We start from the raw sequence: 19,872 nt of genomic DNA, 5'->3' as shown, positions 1-19,872 counted from the left end.
CAATGCCGCCGTCGCCCAGGACTGGAACGAGTTCTAGGCGGCGCGCAAAAGCGCAGCCTGAAATGCCAAGGCGCCCCAGTGGGGCGCCTTTTTCGTCTGCCACTGGCGCGGGCGGACGCCTGCTACCTGATGCAGAGATGCTGTCCGCGACTCCGGCAATATTCCGATTATTGATGCAGATCTGGTTTTCCTATCTTTATGCCGCTCTCTTTGCTTGGTCACGACCTTCGCGATACTAATCAATATGGTTAACTGCAAGTTCTGTGCCATATGGTACAACTATTCGTTAGTACAAAATTATAAACTCCACCGCACCATGTATCCGATGGCAGGCCCCGCAACGGACCTGTCGCAGCGTCAATCGCGTCGAAGTTCCATGCCTCTTGGACGCAGAACCCGGAAATGTGCTCGGATGTCAAAACTATCCATTGCAGTTCGTATCTATCTTCTCGTCGGCCTCTCGCTCGTGACCCTGGGCCTGATGGCCTATATGAGTATCACGTCGCTGGACTCGACGCGGCAGGAATTGCGGCAGGGCGAGCTGATGGCCATTACCGACACCGCGTCGTCGATCATCCAGGGCGCCTATGATCGCAGCCAGACCGGCGCGATGACCGTCGAGGCCGCCCAGGCCATGGCACTGCAGGCGCTGCGCGACATCCGCTATCGGGGCGTCGAATATATGTTCGTCACCAGCGACGCGGCGGTGATGCTGATGCATCCGATGAAGCCGGCGCTCGAGGGTACCGACCAGACGAACATGGAAGACCCGACGGGGAAGAAGTTCTTCCAGGAGATGATGACCGTCGCCAAGACGCAGGGCAGCGGCTTTGTCGGCTACCAGTGGCCGCGCGGGCAGGAAACCGAGCCGGTGGACAAGCTGAGCTATGTTTCCTATTTCAAGCCCTGGGGCTGGGTGGTCGGCACCGGCGTCTATGTCGATGACCTGCGGGCGGCCAGTTTTCACACCCTGCTGGTCCAGCTTGGCATTACCGGCGGCATCTCCCTGGCCGTGCTGCTGCTGGCAACCCTGATCGGGCGTTCGATCACCCAGCCGATTTCGGCGCTGACGCGCACCATGCAGGCGTTGATGGCCGGGAATTTCGCGGTCGCGGTGGATGGCAAGGATCGCGGCGACGAGATCGGCAATATGGCGCGCGCGGTGGAGGTGTTCCGCGAGCAGGGCCTCAAGGTCAGCCAGATGACCGAGGCCGAGGCGGCGCGCATCATTGCCGACGAGCAGCAGCGTCGCCTGATGATGACCCAGCTGCAGGGTGCCTTCGGCGAAGTGGTGGATTCGGCGATTGCCGGCGACTTCTCCAAGCGCGTCAGCGCGGAATTTCCCGATCACGAGCTCAACAGCCTGGCCGGCAGCGTCAACAGCCTGGTCAAGACCGTCGAAGATGGCCTCAGTGAAACCGGGCGCGTGCTCAAGGCGCTGGCCAATACCGACCTGACCGAGCGGATGGAAGGCAATTACCAGGGCGCCTTTGCCCAGCTGCAGGCCGATACCAATGCGGTGGCCGACCGGCTGACCGACGTGGTCAACCGGCTCAAGAATACCTCCCAGTCGCTGCGCACGGCCACCAGCGAGATCCTGGCCGGGGCCAATGACCTCAGCGAACGGACCACCAAGCAGGCAGCCACGATCGAGGAGACCTCGGCGACCATGGAACAGCTGGCGGCCACCGTGCTGGCCAATGCCAACAAGTCGGGTGAGGCCAGCGCCAAATCGCAGTCGGTGTCCCTGACGGCCGAAGAGGGCGGCGTGGTGATGGGCCAGGCCACCGGGGCCATGGAAAAGATCACCAGTTCGAGCGCCAAGATCTCCAACATTATCGGGCTGATCGACGACATCGCCTTCCAGACAAACCTGCTCGCTCTCAACGCCTCGGTGGAAGCGGCCCGGGCCGGCGATGCCGGCAAGGGCTTTGCCGTGGTGGCAGTCGAGGTTCGCCGCCTCGCCCAGTCAGCTGCATCGGCCTCGGCCGACGTCAAGGTGCTGATTGAGCAGAGCGCGAGCGAAGTGGCGGGCGGCACCAAGCTGGTGGCGGAAGCGGCCGGCAAGCTGGAGGCGATCCTGACCGGCGTGCGCGAGACCAGCGCGGTGATGGAGGGCATTGCCCGCGACAGCCGCGAGCAGGCCTCGGCCATCGAGGAGGTCAATGTCGGCGTGCGGCAGATGGACGAGATGACCCAGCACAATGCGGCGCTGGTCGAGGAGATCAATGCCGCCATCGAGCAGACGGAAAGCCAGGCCGGCGAACTCGACGAGATCGTCGCGGTGTTCGCTACCAATGGCTCGGCTGCCGCGCCGTCCGCGAGCCGGGGCGCGACCGCGCAGCGGCGGAGCGCCCCCGTGCGCAAGGCAACCGGGCAATATGTCAGCCACGGCAATGCCGCCGTGGCGCAGGACTGGAACGAGTTCTAGGCGGCCCACGCCAGGAGCAATGCCGTCGTCCCGGTTCGCGCCGGGGCGACAAAGGCGCGGCGGCAGACGCAAACCCTTGAGATCAAGCCAGACTCTGGCGTAAACGAGGGTTCCCTCGTCTCCGCCCGGAGTCCGCATGTCGCGCACCGATGCCATTCTCAAGCGCCTTGCGGCGCTGCACCCCAAGCTGATCGATCTCAGCCTTGACCGCATGCTGCCGCTGCTGGAAACGCTGGGTCGACCGCAGGACCGGTTGCCACCGGTGATCCATGTCGCGGGCACCAATGCCAAGGGCTCGACGATCGCCTATCTGCGGGCCTTTCTCGAGGCGGCGGGCAAGAGCGTCCATGTCTATAATTCGCCGCATCTGGTGCGCTTCAACGAGCGGATCCGGCTGGCCGGCAAGCTGGTCGACACGCGGCGGCTCAATGCCGTGCTGGAGCGCGTCGAAGCGGTCAATGCGGGCCGGCCGATCACCTTTTTCGAGGTGACGACGGTGGCCGCCATGGTGCTCTATGCCGAGACGCCGGCCGACTATCTGCTGCTCGAAACCGGCATGGGCGGCACCTATGACACCACCAATATCGTGGCGCAGCCGCTGGGCGTGATCATCACCCCGGTCGATCTCGACCACCAGAGCTATCTGGGCAATACCATTGCCGAGATCGCGGTGAGCAAGGCGGGCATTCTCAAGCGCGGCAGCAAGGCGGTGATCGGGCTGCAGCAGGAAGAGGGCCGCGCGGTGATCGAGCGGGCGGCGCACCGGCTGGGCGTGCGGCCGATCTGGCAGGGCGAGGACTTCCATGGCACAGCGCAGGACGGCCGGCTGGTCTACCAGGACGAGGACGGGCTGCTCGACCTGCCGCCGCCCGCGCTGATCGGGGCGCACCAGTTCGACAATGCGGCGCTGGCCATTGCCGCGACGCGGCATTTCGGCCTGCCGGTGGACGAGGCTGCGATCGCCCGCGGGCTGCGCCAGGTGGTGTGGCCGGCGCGAATGATGCCGCTGCAGGGCAAGCTGAGGGACCTCTTGGGCCCGGGCGCCGAACTGTGGCTGGATGGCGGGCACAATGTGCATGGCGCCACGGCTTTGGCCAAGGCGATGGCCGAAATGAACCGGGCGCGGCCGGCGCCATTGGTGCTGATCATGGGGATGATGAATACCCGCAACCCCGCCGATTTCCTCGCCCCCTTTGCCGGGCAGACGCAGGCGATCTTCACGCTGGGCGTGCCGGGCGAGCCCAATGCGCACAAGGCCGATACCATAGCCCGGCAGGCGCGCGCGGCCGGCTTTGCTGCCAGCCCGAAGCGCTCGATCGTTTCGGCGCTGCAGGCCGCCGCACTGGTGCCGCAGGCGCGGGTGCTGATCTGCGGCTCGCTCTACCTGGCCGGCGACGTGCTGGCCAAGAACGGCACGCCGCCCGACTGAGGCAGGGCCTTCAGTATCTGCCCTGCTCGCTGCCAACAAAGGGATCGACCGGACTGGTGCCGGGAAAGGGGGCGCGGCCGAGAATGGCCTCGACCACCGCCGCCTGCAGCGCCTCGCTCGAGCCATAGGCGTTGATATAGGCCGGCACGCGCGGCGCGTCGTAGAGATAATAGGGATAGCCGAACGAGATCATCAGCGTGGGCACATCGTGCCAGTAGCGGGTCATGCCGCCCAGGGTGGAGCCGGTGAGCTTGACCCAGTCGATGAAGATGCGGCTGCGGCCCAGAGTGGTCTCTTCGGCAAACAGATAGAGCACCAGGTCGAAGTCCTTGGGGCTGACCGCCATGCCGGGCTCAAAGACGGTGATCGCAAAGCCTTCCTCTTCCAGCCGCATCGGCACGCTGAGCGGCAGCGGCGCCGGCATGAAGGGCAGGATGACGCCACCGGAATAGACCAGGACGCGGTGATGCCTGCCCGGCGAGAGTGGCAGAAGCTTGTTGACGTCCTTGACCAGGGTGGGAACGCGGGCGGTGACCGAGGCCGCGGTGATCTGGTGTTCAGCGGTGGCGACGAGCTGGCGGGCGGAATCGAGATCGGGTGCAGGGCGGGTCTGGTGCAGGCCCTGGGCGGCCTTGAGGGCGAGGACGCGGGTGACAGCCTCATCAACCCGCTCCTGGCTCAGGCGGCCATCGGCCACGGCTTTGACCAGGCGCATCAGATCGGCATTGGGATCGTTGGAGAAGAGGATGACGTCGCAGCCGGCAATGATCACCTCGGGCAGGGTCTGGTCACGCGGGCCCCAATCGCCGAGGCCGGCCATGCCGGTGGCGTCCGAGACGATGAGGCCGTTAAAACCGAGCTCGCGGCGCAGCAGGTCCTCATTGAGAATGCGGCTGAGCGAGGCGGGGCGATAGGCCTCGGCGCCGGCATCGGGATCGAGTGCCAGGGCATAGGCGGGCAGTGCGATATGGGCTGACATCACGCTCATGACGCCGGCGGCGATGGCCTTGCGGTAGAGCCGGCCGAAGCTGGCCTCCCAGTCGCTCATCGACAGCGGATTGACGGTGGTGACCAGGTGCTGGTCGCGATCGTCATAGCCTTCGCCAGGCCAGTGCTTGACGGTGGCGGCGATGCCATTGGCCTGGAAGGCGGCGATCTGGGCCAGAGCGTGGCGCTCGACCTTGTCGATGTCGCTGCCATAGGAGCGGGTGCCGACAATGGCGCTGCGCCAGGCGATATTGAGATCGATGACCGGGGTGAAGCTCCAGTTCAGACCCACCGCAGCGGCTTCGCGCGCCATCAGGGTCGAGATGGCGGTGGTGGCGTCGAGATCATCGACGGCGGCCAGGCCCAGCGGATTGGGCACGCTGGTGCCAAACGGCAGGCTCATGCGGCTGCCTTCGAGATCGGCGCTGACCAGCAGGGGCAGCGGGCTGAGCGCGGCCAGCTCGCGCGACAGGGCGATCTCGACGTCCAGATCGGCCGAATAGATCCTGGTAATGCCGCCGGGCTTGAAGCTGCGCACCTGCTCGGCGGTTTCGGCCGGGGTGCCGCGGGCCAGCAGGACGAAGAGCTGGGCCAGCTTGTCGCGCGGCGTCAGGGCGTCCCGCGTGGCATGCACCCAGGCCATGGCGTCATCGTCGAGATGGAACGGGGCGGCAGCGAGATCGAGTGGCGCCATGGGGCTTGCTCCCTAGAGTCTTCTTGTTGGCGCCAGACCTAGCAGAAGTGCCCGGATGTGCAAACTCAGGCGGCGTGCGACTCAAGCCACTTGATCAGCTGCACGCGCGACTGGCCGGCGCCCACCTTCATGTCCACCGGCTGGCCCTGCTTGAACACGATCAGCGTGGGCATGTTGCGCACATTGTACTGGCTGGTGATGGCGGGATTGCTGGCGACGTCAAGCTTGACGATCTTGACCCGGTCCGCCAGCGTGACGGAGAGTTCGTCCAGGGTCGGCGCCATGGCCAGGCAGGGCGCGCACCATTCGGCCCAGAAATCGACGAGAACGGGTTGGTCGGCGGCGAGAACCTCGCGCGCGAAACTGGCATCATCAACGTCCAGGGCCATGGCGGTTCCTCCAAATCAATCTGCATGGAGGCTAGACCTGGGGGCTGGCGCCGACAAGGCATACAGCATCTGGTTGGGGCCTGCGGTTAGAAAGTCTTTTCGCCCCTGCCCGGCACAGCAAAACGCCGCCGGATCACTCCAGCGGCGTCAGAATTCTTGTGGCGCCGATGGTCAGGCGGCGGCGTGGCCTTCGAGCCATTTGGTGAGGCCTGCCTTGGGCGTGCCGGCACCAATCTTCATGTCGGCGGCTTCGCCGCCCTTGAACAGGATCATGGTCGGGATGGAGCGGACACCATATTTGCTGGCGGTACCCGGATTGTCATCGACATTGAGCTTGACGATCTTGACCCGGCCGGCCAGTTCGGTGGAAAGCTCGTCGAGAACGGGCGCAATCGCGCGGCAGGGCCCGCACCACTCCGCCCAGAAATCCACGAGGACGGGCTCTTTGGAGTTGAGGACTTCCTCGCCAAAATTGGCGTCGGAAACATGAGTAGTCATGGGAATTTGCCTTTTGTTCTAAGCGGCGGTCTGTGTGCGCCCAAAGCTGGTGAGAGTCCAGCACAGGTACAACGCAGATCACTGCAAGGTGAAGCCTTCAGTGCCCGCCGCCAGCACGTCTGAGGGCAGTTTCATCAACGATTCCAATGTTGTCCACAAAATGGCCGCCTGCACGGTCCGTCCGGGGAAGAGCTGACTTGCAACCAATGCATACAATCCCAGCTGGGTAAGATAGTTCCCCGGCACGGCGCCCGGCCCTCCGGGCACGACCGCGTCGGACTTGTAGTCGATCACCATTACCCCGTGGTCGTCAATCACCAGACGATCGATGCGCCCACTGAGGCGGACGGGCTGGCCATGGCGCGAGATGTCCAGCAGGAAGGGCACTTCGGCCCGGCTGCCCGGACCAAAGACGGATGCCAGTTCGGGCCGGCTCAGGATGGCGATCGCCTTGGCAGCGAGACGGGGATGGTCGGCGGGCGAATCAGGCAGCAGGGCTGCGAGCGCCTTGCCGGCGATGGCGGGCCAGATATCCGGATCGAGCTTGCCCAGATGCTGCAGCAAAGCGTGCAGGGCAATGCCCTCACGCCGGGCGGCATCGGCATCGCGAACCTGTTCGGCGAGGCTATCGAGCGCGGCGCCGGGCACGGTGGCCGGGCCGGCCAATGAGGGCGACAGCAGGGGAATGGTCAGCGGCGCGGGCAATGGGTCAAAGCTCAGGGGCAGATGGCCGGGACCCGTCGCGGCATTGGCGGCGCCGGCCGGCAGCGGCGCAATGCGCTCGCGTGGATAGACCAAAGCGGTTTCGGCGCCGCTGGCATCGGTCTGGCTTTGGCCCAGGGGGCGAAGGGCGGTGTCGATGGCCTCAAACCAGCTGCCGGCCAGCTGGGTTGCCGCATCCGAGCCGGGCGTCAGGGCGCCGGTGACATAGAGCTCATCCTCGGCGCGGGTCATGGCGACATAGAGCTTGCGCCAGTATTCGCGCTCAAGATTGGCGTCGACCTCCTGCTTGATGGGCAGGGTCGCGGCGACGTGATCGGCGGTGCCCGCGGCGTGGATGAGCAGCGGCCCGGGCGCCTCGGCCAGGAGGTAGACCGGCTTGCCGATCATCTGCTTGCGCTGTTTGGCGGCGGCATCGGCGAGGATGACGATGGGAGCCTCAAGCCCCTTGGCGCCATGCACCGTCATGACGCGGATACCGGCGCCCGATTCGGGCAGTTCGCGCTTGATGGTGCCCGAGCGCTGGCGCATGTCGGCAACAAAGCCCTGCAGCGAGGGCTGCGGCCCCTGTTCGTGGGTGAGCGCCAGTTCGAGCAGTTCGGCGACGACGTCATCGACCTCGCCGCCAAAGCGGGTATGGAAACGGCGCAGCCCGCCCTCGGCATAGAGCACTTCGGTCAGGAATTCGAAGGGGCGCTCGAAATCGAGTTCGCCGCGCCAGCGGGCGAGGCGGGCGGCAGCGTCGATGCAATCAGGCGCGGCGTGACCGGCCAGCGCCTGCCAAAGGGTTTGCCCTTTCGCCCGCGGCTGGGCCAGGGTGTAGAGGGTTTCCTCGTCGATATCAAAGAGCGGCGAGCGCAAGAGGGCCGCCAGTTGCAGATCGTCGGCCGGATTGAGCAGCACGTCGCAAAGCGCCAGCAGGTCCATGACGGCGATATGGCTGGTGACGCCCAGACGGTCGGCGCCGGGGGTGGGCAGGCCGGCATTGCGCAAGGCGCGGATGACTTCCTGAAACACCGGTCCGCGCGACTGCACCAGGATCAGCACATCGTCGGCGGTGACGGCGCGGCCGCGGCCGGTGAGCGGGCGGCGCTGGTCGATCCAGGCCTTGACCTCGCTGGCAATGCGCTCGGCAATCTGGCGCGGCGCGCTGCGCTCGGTTTCGAGCACCGTGGTGGGCCAGGCGCTGCCGGCGGGAGCATCGGCCACCTGCTGGGTTGGCGGCCAGAGCGTCACCGAACCGCCGCGCATGGTGCGGGCGGTATTGTGGTGCAGCTTGTCGGCTTCGAGCAAAGCCGCCTGGATGTCCTCGCGGTCAGCGACCAGATCCACCGCGGCGAGGATTTCGGGCAGGGTGCGGAAGCTGGTGCGCAGTGGCACGGGCTCAAAGGGCAGATCGACCAGGTCGGCCTTGGCGGCAAAATCCTGGCCGGTGGCGCCGAACAGAGCCGGCTCGGCGCCCTGGAAGGAATAGATGGACTGTTTCTGGTCGCCCACGGCAAAGAGCGAGCGCGGGCGGGTCACGGCCCCTGCCCCGGCAAAGTACTCTTCGGCAATGGCGCGGACGACGCGCCACTGTTCGCCATTGGTGTCCTGGCTTTCATCGACCAGGATATGGTCGATGCCGGAATCGAGCTTGTAGCGCACCCAATCGCCGGACTGGTGCTGGAAGAGATCGGCGAGGCGTTCGACCAGATCGTCGAAATCGAGCAGCGAACGGGCGCGCTTTTGTGCCTGGTAAAGCTGGCCGACGGCGGCGACGATATCGAGCAGGGCATCGCTGCGGGTGATCAGCTCGGCTGCGGTCATCTGAGCATCAAGGTCGAAAACTCGATCCCTCTCTGCGACAAGCAGTTCAAACAGATCAGGCCGCTGCTTTTGCTGAGTTGCATTCAAGAGACTCGCGCGTGGTGCGCTCGTGCCATCCTTCACCACAACAAACAGGGCTCGTAGTTGATCTGCGCTCAAGGGCGCTGCGACATACTTGGCGAGCATGTCCACAAATCTGGCGCCGCGTGTCTTGGTTGGGTCTCCGCCAAATGCCGCGACGATTTCGCGGCATACCGACGAGACAAGCGGCGTGTCCGACTGCAGCGTGTTGCGGACATCTTCAACTTCCAAGTCCCCGGCACCGATAAGCTTGCGCAGATTGGCTTTGGATTTCTCCGGGTTCGCCAGGACCAGTTTGAGTTTGCGACCATCGGACAGCGCGGCATTGATGGCGTTCTTGATCTGCTCGTCGCTGAGGGTGCGGAACAGGGTCTCCACCGCGCCATCGACGTCGAGGCCCTGCGACAGCACGGTTTCGCGGGCGGAGAGCAGCATGGCGGCGCGCTCGTCATCCTCGATGACGGCGAAGTCGAAGGGCACGCCGGCTTCGAGCGGAAAGCGGTGCAGCACCGATTCGCAGAAGGCGTGGATGGTGACGATCTTGAGCCCACCGGGGGTTTCGAGCGCCTTGGCGAAGAGGGTGCGGGCGCGCTCGCGCAGTTCCTGCGTCACGCCCGGGCCTTCGATCCTGGCCAGTTCCCCATCGAGCTCGGCATCTTCCAGTAAAGCCCATTTGGCCAGCTCGCCGGCGACGCGGCGGCGCATTTCGGCCGCGGCGGCCTTGGTATAGGTCAGGCACAGCACCGTCTCGGGCGCGGTGCCGGCCAGCAGGAGGCGCAGCACGCGGCGGGTGAGCACGAAAGTCTTGCCGGAGCCGGCATTGGCCGACACCCAGATCGACCAGGAAGGATCGGCGGCGCGGGCCTGATGGGCGCTGGTATCGAAGGGGACGACGAGGGGGCCGCGTTCGCTCATGACGCGTCCTCGCTGCCATCGACGGCGGTCCATTCGGCCAGCCGCGACAGGTGATCATAGGCGCCGGCAAAGCGCTGGCCGGGCAGCGGCAAGAGGCGGGCGGGCATGGGCGTGTCGCGCAGCAGGAAGAGTTCGACATGGCGCTGCATGCGGGCGGTAATCTCGTCGGCAGCCCCCATCAGGTCAAAGCCGTCGGCGGGGATGAAGGGCTTGGCCGTGAAGGCATCGGGACCCAGGCCGACCTTGATATAGGTGAGGGCCGAGGTGGGCGCGGGGGCAATGGCATCCTTGAGCGTGCCGGCCAGGGCCATCTGGGCTTCGAGCAGCAATTGGGGCACCTCGAAAGCCTGCATGGCGCCCTTGGTGGGGGGCGAACCGGTCTTGAAATCGATGATTTCGAGCGTGCCATCGACGAGTTCGTCGATGCGGTCGGCGCGGCCGCGCAGGGTGAAAGCCTCGCTCAAATGCAGCCTGAGCTCGCCATCGATTTCGGCGTGGCGCTGCGCCACCAGGGGTTCGCGGGCCCGCTCGAAGGCAAGGAACTGGGTGGCGGCGGTGTGGAAGCGGCGCAGCCAGATATCGCGGCGCTCGCCGATGGCGTCGAGACCGGAAAACTTGTCGGCAGCAATGGCCATCAGCACCTCGATGGCATCGGGGGCCATGACCGCGTGACGGCGGATGACGAAGGTAGCGAAGATGTCGTGGATGATGGTGCCGCGCTCGCGACTGTCGGGACTGTCGCCGAGCGGGTCGAGGGGGCGGAGCCCCAGCACATGCTTGGCATAGACGTCATAGGGCGAGCGCATGAGGGTCTCGACCTCGGTGACCGAGAGGGCGCGCGGACGGGTGCTGGCGGGCGGATTGGGCAGGGGGCGCGGGGCGGGCCTGGTCTCCTCCACGGCATCAAGGCGGCGGGCCTGGTCGAGCCAGATGGCGCCGGAAGTTTCCCAGGCATCGGCGGTGGCCTTGCCGGCAAAGGCCTGCAGCCGCTGCAGCAGGCGCGAGGCGATGGCCGGGCTAGCGCCGATGCGGTCGGCATGGGCGATAATGACCTGGGGATTGCCCATGGCCTGGGCAAAGTCATGCGCGGCCAGGCCCTGGCGGCGCTCGGGCGGGTTGAGCCCGGCGGCCAGGCGCATGCCGCGGCTGAGCCAGGGGCCCGGATCGGCCGGCTCGGGCCACTTGTCCTCGTTGAGCGCGGCCAGGATCAGCAGATCAGGATTCTGCAGCCGGGCCTCGAGCTGGCCCCAGATGGCGATGTCATGGCGGCGTTCCTCATGGGTGCGCACCTGGGCGCCCAGCATGAGGGCGCTGAGCACGCCATCGAGCTGGCGCGGGCGGAAGCTGTGGCCCTCGCCGCCCAGGCTGGCCATCTGCCCGGCCCAGTCGGCCAGTTCGCGGCGACCGGGGATATCGGCGCCGTCAGCCACAGCGTCGAAGGCGCTGCAGAGGGCAGCGGCTAGGGCGCCGGCGCGGATGGTTTTTTCGCCCAGCAGGGCAAAGAGAGGCGCCAAAGCCGTCTCGATCTGGTCGAACAGCGCCAGGATGGGGGCGCGATCGGCGTCGGTGAGGCGGCGGGCCGGATGAGTAGTGGTCTTGTCGATATTGGCGGCCAGCAATTGGCGCAGACCGGCCAGACCGGGATTGGCGCGCTGGCCGCGCAGCAGGCCTAGCTCGATGGCGTCGGCCAAAGTCGAGATGGCGGCCCGGCTCTGGCCGAAGCGTGTGGCGCGATTGCGCAGCAGGGCCATGAGATCGACGGCCGAACAGCCATTTGTTGCAAGCGCCAGGATCTGGCGCAGCAGGCGGCCGGCAGCGGACTGGAACAGGGGCGCGCCGGCAGCGTCGTCGACGGCGACGCCAAAGCGGCGCAGTTCGGCAGCGATGCGGCGAGCCAGATTGCGATCGGGCGTGACGATGCCGACGGTTTTTTTGTCACCAAGGGCCTGGCGGGCGGCCAAAGCGATGGCGCGGGCCTCCTCGTCCTCGGTGCGGGCACGAATGACTGAGAGACCCTGGCTGGCCTCGGCGAGCTGGTCGGGCGTGAGGCGCTGGGTGGACCAGCGGGCGGTATCGCGGGTCAGCGCAAGGGCGCGATGGACCAGGGTGGTGCGGGGATGGTCGGTTGGCGCCAGTTCGGTGACGTCGCTGATGGCGGCGCCCATGGCGCGCAGCAATCTGGCCAGGCCATATTGCGGATGGCCATGCGGGTTGTTGGCCGGATCGAGCAGGGCAGCGTGGTCGGCAGAGGACATGCTGCAATCGAGACCCGGCAACACCACGGCGCCGCGCGGCAGGGCATTGATGGCGGCCAGCAGGCGCGCCGTTGCGGCAATCGAGCCGGTGGAGCCGGCAGCGATGACCGGCCGGTCGCCATAGACCAGCGGCGCCGCCAAAGCCTGGCGATCGAGGCGCTGGCCGCGCAAAGCGGCAGTATCGGCCTGACCGCTGGCGTCGAGCCGCAGCGGCCAATAGGTCAGCGCGATATCGAGAAAGGTCAGCGTCTGCTGCCAGTATTCGCCCAGATTGGCCTCGATCTCGGGGACGACGGCGCGGATCTCGGCGGCGCCGCGCTCCTCGGTGTGCAGGTCATCGATCAGCACGCCGAGCGATTCGGCCATGGAGAGGATTTCCCCGGCGGTGGGCGGACTGGAAAAGGCGCGCTGGCCGGCGGGCGAATTGGCCCATTGATCGACGAGGCTGGACAGCACCAGACGGCGCTCGAGGCCGGAGGCCGCCGGTAGCGGAATGGGCGCGTCGAAGGGCGGCAGGAAGGGCTCCTCGTCCTCGACCTCGCCGCCAAAGGTGCGGATATCGGGCAGCAGGCCATGGCCGCGGCGGGCGAATTCATCGGCCAAAGCCTGCTTGGCGCGGCGGGTGGGCAGGACGATGGTGACATCGGTGAGCCAGAAGGGCGAGGTCTGGTCGGCGCCACCCAGCAGGGTGCCGTCGATCACCCGATCGGCCAGGGTGGCGATAAAGCGGGCGTGCGGGGCGATGGAGAACAGGGTCATGGCGCGGCGGACGGGGTCAGGCGCCGTTCGGCTTCGGCGAGCCCGGCCGGATCGCCGACATGGAACCAGGGGGCGTTGAGGGCGACGCCAAAGAGCGTTTCGCGATCGAGGCAGGCATCGAACAGGTCATTGAGCGAGAAGGCGCCGTCGGGCGTGTTGGCGAAGAGCGCCTTGCCCATAACGGCGACGCCGCCATAGATCACCGGGGCGCCATAGTCGCGGGTGATCTCGCCGCTGGGGGCCAGACAAAAGTCATGGCTGCGGGCAAAGCCGGTGGCGTCGCGCGGATGCACGCAGAGCAGCACGATCTCGGCCCTGCCCGCGGCAAAGCGGGCGAGCAGGCGGGCCAGCGGCGCATCGCTGCCGGCCGGCCAGAAGGCATCGGTATTCATCACCAAGATGGGGTCGGAATGCAGCATGGGCAGGGCCCGCTTGATGCCGCCACCGGTATTGAGCAGCTCGTCCTCGCGGCTGACCTTGAGCAGGCCGCCGAAATGGGCCAGCAGCTGGTCGGCGCGATAATGGCCATTGGCGACGAAGCGTTTGGCGCCCTCGGCCTTTGCATTGTCCATGACCCGCTCGATCAGCGGCACGCCGGCCACCGGCACCAGCGGCTTGGGCAGGGTATCGGTGATCGGGCGCAGGCGGCTGCCCAGGCCCGCCGCCAGCAGCATCACGTCGGGGAATCGGCTGGGTTCGGTGTTGTCGCTCATGGGCGGATAAGAGCGATGTGGGGCAGCGATGTCCAGTGCGCGGATGGCGCAGTCGTCTCCTTCCCCCTTGTGGGGAGGGATCAAGGGTGGGGGTGCAAGTACGAAGCCAGACCCCCACCCTGCTCGATCACGGACTTGGCAAGGCCAAGTCCTATCTAGCTTCCCTCCCCATAGGGGGGAGGGAGACGCCAACTGATACCTTGGCGACTTTAGGTGCGCAGCACGCCGCCGGTGGACTTGGTGACGGCGGCGACGACAGCGGCGGAGACCTGGTCGATGTCCTCGTCGGTCAGGGTCTTGTCCATGGGCTGGATGGTGACGGCGATGGCGACGGACTTCTTGCCGGCCCCGACATGGCTGCCTTCGAAGACGTCAAAAATATTGACGTCGCGGATCAGCGCCTTGTCGGCGCCGCGGGCGGCACGCAGGATGGTGGCGGCGGTGACCGCGCTGTCGACGACAAAGGCAAAGTCGCGGCTGAGCGGCATCAGCGGTGACAGTGCCAAAGCCGACTTGGTGCGGGTGGCCTTCTTGCGCGGCTCGGGCAGCGCATCGAGATCGATTTCGAAGGCGGCGACTGGGCCAGTCAGATCAAGCGCGGCGGCCCAGGCGGGATGCAGTTCGCCGAACCAGCCCAGGGTGACCTTGGGGCCCAAAGCAATGCGACCACCACGGCCGGGATGGCTCCAGGGCGCTGGTTCGGCCAGGATCTGCACCTTGTCGATATCGACGCCCAGCGCATCGAGCGTAGCGGCCAGATCGGCCTTGGCATCGAAGACCCCGACCTTGTCGGCCTTGCCCGACCAGTGGCGGCCCGACCCGCTCAGGCCGGCCGTGCCGGTGCGGATGCCGGTGGCATAGGTGTGCTGGCCCTCGGGACTGGCCGAAAGGAAGACCTGGCCGACTTCGAAGAGGCCGAGATCGGCAAGGCCGCGATTGGCGTTGCGCAGGGCGGCCGCGAGCAGGCCGGGCAGCAGGGAAGGCCGCATGTCGGTCATGTCGGCGGCGATGGCATTGGCCAGCTGCAGCTCTTCCTGGCCGCCGCCGAAGCGGGTGGCCTCGGCATGGCTGATGAAGCTCCAGGTGACGGCCTCGTCGAGGCCGCGCGCGGCCAAGGCCCGGCGGGCGATGCGGCGACGGTTCTGGATCGTGGTCAGCATGCGCGGGGCGACATGGCTCAGCCGGGCCAGCGGCTCGACGGGGATATTGTCCACGCCGACCATGCGCATGACCTCCTCGACCAGATCGGCCTTGAGGGTGACGTCGGGACGCCAGCTCGGCACCTTGACGGTGAAGACATCGCCCTTGGGGGTCAGCTCGAAGCCGAGCTTGCTCAGAATGGCGGTGACGATCATCGGCTCGACATCGAGACCGGTGAGGCGGCGCACTTCGCTGAGCGGGAAATCCACGGTGGTGTGGGGATAGACGTCCTCGCCCGACAGGACCGGCTCCATCGCCTCGCCGCCGCAGAGTTCGAGCACCAGGCGCGTCGCCAGCTCAAGGCCGGGGTCGGTCAAGGCCGGATCAACATGGCGCTCGAGGCGATAGCGGGCGTCGGAGACGATGCCGGTCTTGCGGCCGGTGCGGGCGATAAGATCGGGATCCCAGCTGGCGCATTCCATGAAGACATTGGTGGTCTGGTCAGTGACGCCGGAGCGGATGCCGCCCATAATGCCGCCGAGGCAAAGCGGGCCGGTATCGTCGGCAATGACGGTCATGGTTTCGTCGAGGACATAGACCTTGTTGTCGAGCGCGTCGAAGCTCTCATTGCGGGCATTGCGCAGCACGGGCTGGCCATTGAGCGTGTCGGAATCATAGGCATGCAGCGGCCGGCCCCAGCCGAGCGAGACCCAATTGGTGATATCGACAATGGTGTTGATTGGGCGGAGGCCAACGGCGCGCAGGCGCTGCTGCAGCCAGGCCGGGGATGGGCCGTTCCTGACGCCCTTGATATAGCGACCACCGAAGCGGCGGATGGCCTTGGGCTCGTCGGGGTCGAACTGGTGCGGCAGCGGGGCAATGGGGCTCTTGCCCTGCGAGGGCACCGGGGACATGTCGGTGGGCTTGAGCGTGCCCAGGCCATAGGCGGCCAGATCGCGGGCAATGCCATAGACGCCGGTGGCGTCGCCGCGATTGGGCGTGATGGAAATGTCAAAGACAACGCCGTCAATGCCGGCATAGCTGGGATAGCTGACGCCGATGGGGGCGTCGGCGGGCAGCTCGATAATGCCGTCGTGATCCTCGGACAGCTCGAGCTCGGCATTGGAGCAGAGCATGCCATTGGACACTTGCCCACGTATATTGCCCTTGCCGATAGTCATGTCCTTGCCCGGAATATAGGTGCCGGGGAAGGCAAAGACGGTCTTGAGACCGGTACGGGCATTGGGGGCGCCGCAGACCACGTCGATCAGCTCGCCAGTGCCGGCATCGACCTTGCAGACGCGCAGGCGGTCGGCATCGGGGTGCTGCTCGGCCGAGACCACATGGGCGGTGACGAAGCTGGCCAGCGCCTTGCCCTGGTCTTCCATGGCTTCGAGTTCGAGCCCGATCAGGGTCAGCGTCGTGCCGATTTCAGTGGCGGACGCATCGGTGTCGAGATGTTCCTTGAGCCAGTCGAGGGTGAATTTCATGGATATGGGCCTTTAGCGGAAGTCGCTGGCGCTGCCGGTAATGGCCGGCAGGCTGCGAGAAATCTTGAACAGTTCGACCAGCACATTGGCAAAGCCGCGGGCGTCGTCGATGGCGCGATGGGTATGGGCGATATGGCCGTAGAATTCGGCCGGCAGCTTGCTCATGCCCCAGTCGAGATAGGGCGCGCCGCGCAGGGTGCCGGCCATGGTGTAGAGGCAGATGCCGCCGCCGCGGAAGATCTGCCGGCCCTTGAACGGGCCGGAAAGGGCGCGGGTGCCGGCATATTCGTCGAGATAATGATCCATCCATAGCCCGTCAAAGATCATCGGCGCGGCAACGAAGACCTTGGGGCCCGGCAGGCTGTCCACCCAGTCGGCAAAGCGCGGCATGACCACGGCGGGGTCTTCGGCATTGGTCGTGGCGGCAGCCCAGGCCTCGGACTGGGTTTCCCACCAGGCCATGGTGGTCTCGTTGGTGGTGCGGTCGGGGCGCTGCAGCAACTGGGCCTCGAAGTCGCCATGGGAGGTGCCGTCGGCGGCGATGGCGACCGAGGCAAAGCTCAGCATGGAATTGTGCAGCGGGGTGGGGCCATCGCTTTCGATATCGGTGACGATGAAGATAGGCGTGGCAACCTGGTTATAGACGTCGCGCCCGGCCGGCAGCACGGTGACGAGGCGAAACGTCTCGCAGACCAGGTCCATATCGGGCGAGAAGCCGCCATTGCGGGCGAAATAGGCCTCGTGGCCGGCGCGCCAGGCGGCGTAATCGCCCTCCCCTTCCCTGTCGGTGAAGTCCGGGCCAACATCGTCAAAGCGCATTGTTTCGACACTGAGCGTCTCGATGACGCAGGCAGGCTGGCCGGCGCCATTGAGCACCACATCGCGGCGACCGGGCTCGGGCATGGGCTCGCCGCCCAGGCCATAGTCGCGCAGCGCGCCACAGGTGGCGGTCTTCTTGCCGGCCAGCACCAAAGCCAGCAGTTCATCGGCCAGGGCCGGCGAGTCGCCGAAGCTGAACTGGATGGCATCGGCATAAAGGGGCGGGAGGTCGACCATTGGCCTAGCTGCTCAGGCCGCCGAACAGAGTCGGCAGGTCCAGGGGGCGGAAGCCATAGTGGTCGAGCCAGCGCTGGTCGGCGTCGAAGAAGGCGCGCAGGTCGGGCATGCCGTATTTGAGCATGGCAATGCGATCGATGCCCATGCCCCAGGCAAAGCCCTGGTAGACTTCAGGATCGAGCCCGGCATTGGCGATGACATTGGGGTGGACCATGCCGCAGCCGAGGATTTCGAGCCAGTCGCTGCCCTCGCCGATCTTGACCTCGGCGCCGGAGCGGTCGCACTGCACGTCGACTTCCATCGAGGGCTCGGTGAAGGGGAAGAAGCTGGGGCGGAAGCGCAGCGTGACGTTGGGCACCTCGAAATAGGCCTTGAGGAACTCCTCGAGCACCCAGCGCAGCTGGCCGATATGGCTGGACTTGTCGATCACCAGGCCCTCGACCTGGTGGAACATGGGCGTGTGGGTCTGGTCTGAGTCATTGCGATAGGTGCGGCCGGGCATGACCACGCGGATCGGCGGATCCATGGCCGGGGTGAGATAGGCGGCGGCCGGCTTGTCATTGGTCTTGTGCATGACGCGCATCTGCACCGGCGAAGTATGGGTGCGCAGCACCTTTTTGACGCCGTCCGGGCCCGGCTTCATGAAGAAGGTGTCGTGCATTTCCCGAGCCGGATGGCCCTCGGGGAAATTGAGCGCGGTGAAATTGAGATAGTCGGTCTCGATATCGGGACCTTCGGCGATAGAAAAGCCCATGTCGGAAAAGATCGCGGTGATCTCGTCAATGGTCTGGCTGATGGGGTGGATGCGGCCGCGCGCCGTGGGGGCCGGCTGCAGCGGCAGCGTGATGTCGAGGGTTTCGGCGGCGAGGCGGGCGTCAAGAGCGGCGGCGCCGAGGGCGGCGCTGCGGGCCTCGATGAGACCGGCAATCTCGGCCTTGAGGCCGTTGATGGCCGGGCCGGCGCTCTTGCGCTCTTCGGGCGCCATGGAGCCGAGCGAAGCCAGCAGCGCCGAGACGCTGCCCTTCTTGCCCAGGGCGGCGACGCGCACGGCATCAAGCGCGGCCTCGTCGGACGCGCCGGCAATGGCGGCGCTGAGGTCGGTGCGCATTGTATCGATCCGGGTATCCAGGGACATGGTATTTCTCGTCAATTCGGTTGGCTGCGTTAGAGCATTTTGAGGGCGCAGAGTCAGGTGGAAAGTGCAGATTGGCAGCGTGCCTAACCGCAGATGGGCCCTTCGAGCGCCGCGCTCACGGCCTTCTCGCCTGAAATCGCTCCACCGGAGCAATTTTGCCGGCGGCCGGCTCAAAGAGCAAAACAAAACGCCCCGCGCCAGCCCTTTAACGGGCAGCGCAAGGCGTCAAATTCGACCTCAGCAGGGCTGGGAGAGTTAGGCGGCGGTGACGCGGGCGTGGGTAACGGTGTCCACGCTTTCCAGATATGCCAGAGCAGCCTTGGCCTTAGCGACCAGCACGTTGAACGCTTCAGGCTGGGTGATCGCGAGATCGCTCAGCACCTTGCGATCGACAGCAATCTCAGCCTTGCTGAGGCCGTCGATAAATCGACCATAGGTCAGGCCCTGATCGCGCACGGCAGCGTTGATACGCTGGATCCAGAGGGCGCGGAAATTGCGCTTCTTGATACGACGATCGCGATAGGCATACTGGCCGGCCTTTTCGACGGCCTGCTTGGCAATGCGGATCGTCGACTTGCGGCGGCCATAATAGCCTTCTGCAGCCTTGAGAACTTTTTTGTGGCGGGCGTGATTGGTAACGCCTCTTTTAACGCGTGACATGTGTCAGCTTCCTTTCAGCGTTAGCGATTGTACGGCATGTACCACTTGACCAGACCCTCGTCGCCCTTGGACAGGATCTTGGTACCGCGGTTCGTGCGAATGTACTTGGCATTGTGGTTGATCAGGCGGTGGCGCTTGCCGGCGACGCCTGCCTTGACACGACCGGTCGCTGTGAAACTGAAACGCTTTTTGGCGCCAGATTTCGTCTTCATCTTGGGCATTTTGCGGGTCCTTATAAGAGATTGGATGGATTTGGCCCATCGCATTCAGAGATCGCCACGGCATGCCTGTTGGCCGGGCGATCCGGAGAAGTCGGCTCTATAGGCGGAAAGCGGGCGCAGAGCAAGACCCCGGGGGGCAAACGCGCCCAGCACCAGCCTTCGCGCGGTCCCGGGTTGCCGGCCCGCGGCTGTCCAGGGACGGCTCGGCCCGGCGCCGCGCCGCGATCCGGGGCCCGGCAAGGCCGGTCGGCGGGGCAATCCAGACCGGATTGTCAGGCGTGAGCAGGGGGTTGGCCAGAAAGCCCGGTTTGGCACGGCATGCGGCAATCTGGCACGAGGATGGTGTTAAACCCCGGAGCGGCCGGGGTTTTCGGGAACATTTACGACGCTATCACGCGCGAGTGTTCGTTTAATACGAACATAGATTGAAACCTTTGTGGGGGGCTGCGCGTAACTCCTCCCGAGATCACAAACGACCTCTACCAGCGTC

At 65.9% G+C, this 19,872-nt stretch carries 13 protein-coding genes; 2 read left to right on the top strand and 11 right to left on the bottom strand.

Features of this window, described 5'->3' with window-relative positions; all coding sequences use genetic code 11:
* The first annotated feature begins 412 nt into the window (after window positions 1-412).
* Together AC4NN3_RS11900 and AC4NN3_RS11895 are read left to right on the top strand one after the other, a co-directional pair.
* Complete coding sequence (locus tag AC4NN3_RS11900) at window positions 413-2,431, top strand: methyl-accepting chemotaxis protein (protein WP_491927304.1); 2,019 nt, start codon at window positions 413-415, stop codon at window positions 2,429-2,431.
* Between the two features lie 136 nt (window positions 2,432-2,567).
* The gene (locus tag AC4NN3_RS11895; protein WP_491927303.1) at window positions 2,568-3,860 is read left to right on the top strand and encodes a bifunctional folylpolyglutamate synthase/dihydrofolate synthase; all 1,293 of its coding nucleotides are present in this window, start codon (window positions 2,568-2,570) and stop codon (window positions 3,858-3,860) included.
* Between the two features lie 10 nt (window positions 3,861-3,870).
* Here the strand turns inward: AC4NN3_RS11895 and AC4NN3_RS11890 are convergent, their stop codons facing one another.
* From AC4NN3_RS11890 to rpmI, 11 genes are all read right to left on the bottom strand, one after another.
* Complete coding sequence (locus AC4NN3_RS11890) at window positions 3,871-5,541, bottom strand: glycoside hydrolase family 3 protein (protein ID WP_491927302.1); 1,671 nt, start codon at window positions 5,539-5,541, stop codon at window positions 3,871-3,873.
* Between the two features lie 65 nt (window positions 5,542-5,606).
* Window positions 5,607-5,930 carry a thioredoxin gene (gene trxA, locus AC4NN3_RS11885; protein WP_491927301.1) on the bottom strand — a complete coding sequence of 108 codons (324 nt, stop codon included), beginning with the start codon at window positions 5,928-5,930 and terminating at the stop codon, window positions 5,607-5,609.
* A 171-nt stretch (window positions 5,931-6,101) separates the two neighbouring features.
* The gene (gene trxA, locus AC4NN3_RS11880; RefSeq protein ID WP_193337488.1) at window positions 6,102-6,428 is read right to left on the bottom strand and encodes a thioredoxin; all 327 of its coding nucleotides are present in this window, start codon (window positions 6,426-6,428) and stop codon (window positions 6,102-6,104) included.
* A 78-nt stretch (window positions 6,429-6,506) separates the two neighbouring features.
* Complete coding sequence (addA, locus tag AC4NN3_RS11875; protein ID WP_491927300.1) at window positions 6,507-9,953, bottom strand: double-strand break repair helicase AddA; 3,447 nt, start codon at window positions 9,951-9,953, stop codon at window positions 6,507-6,509.
* A complete protein-coding gene (gene addB, locus AC4NN3_RS11870) occupies window positions 9,950-12,967 on the bottom strand; it encodes a double-strand break repair protein AddB (protein ID WP_491927299.1) in 3,018 nt (1,005 codons plus the stop codon). Before addB ends, addA begins: the two co-directional genes overlap by 4 nt.
* Complete coding sequence (locus AC4NN3_RS11865; protein ID WP_491927298.1) at window positions 12,964-13,680, bottom strand: nucleotidyltransferase family protein; 717 nt, start codon at window positions 13,678-13,680, stop codon at window positions 12,964-12,966. Before AC4NN3_RS11865 ends, addB begins: the two co-directional genes overlap by 4 nt.
* 209 nt (window positions 13,681-13,889) lie before the next feature.
* On the bottom strand, window positions 13,890-16,310 hold the full coding sequence (gene pheT, locus AC4NN3_RS11860; RefSeq protein WP_491927297.1) for a phenylalanine--tRNA ligase subunit beta: 2,421 nt from the start codon (window positions 16,308-16,310) through the stop codon (window positions 13,890-13,892).
* A gap of 12 nt (window positions 16,311-16,322) precedes the next feature.
* Window positions 16,323-17,366 carry a hypothetical protein gene (locus AC4NN3_RS11855; RefSeq protein ID WP_491927296.1) on the bottom strand — a complete coding sequence of 348 codons (1,044 nt, stop codon included), beginning with the start codon at window positions 17,364-17,366 and terminating at the stop codon, window positions 16,323-16,325.
* Window positions 17,367-17,370: 4 nt separating this feature from the next.
* Complete coding sequence (gene pheS / locus AC4NN3_RS11850; protein ID WP_491927295.1) at window positions 17,371-18,501, bottom strand: phenylalanine--tRNA ligase subunit alpha; 1,131 nt, start codon at window positions 18,499-18,501, stop codon at window positions 17,371-17,373.
* A 255-nt stretch (window positions 18,502-18,756) separates the two neighbouring features.
* Complete coding sequence (gene rplT, locus AC4NN3_RS11845; RefSeq protein ID WP_193337495.1) at window positions 18,757-19,161, bottom strand: 50S ribosomal protein L20; 405 nt, start codon at window positions 19,159-19,161, stop codon at window positions 18,757-18,759.
* A 20-nt stretch (window positions 19,162-19,181) separates the two neighbouring features.
* Window positions 19,182-19,382, bottom strand: coding sequence for a 50S ribosomal protein L35 (gene rpmI / locus AC4NN3_RS11840; RefSeq protein WP_035099236.1), 201 nt, complete (start codon window positions 19,380-19,382; stop codon window positions 19,182-19,184).
* Window positions 19,383-19,872 lie beyond the last annotated feature (490 nt).

It is taken from the genome of Devosia sp. MDV22-iso42, from assembly GCF_058629155.1.
This window is presented reverse-complemented; position numbering and strand designations above follow the sequence as displayed.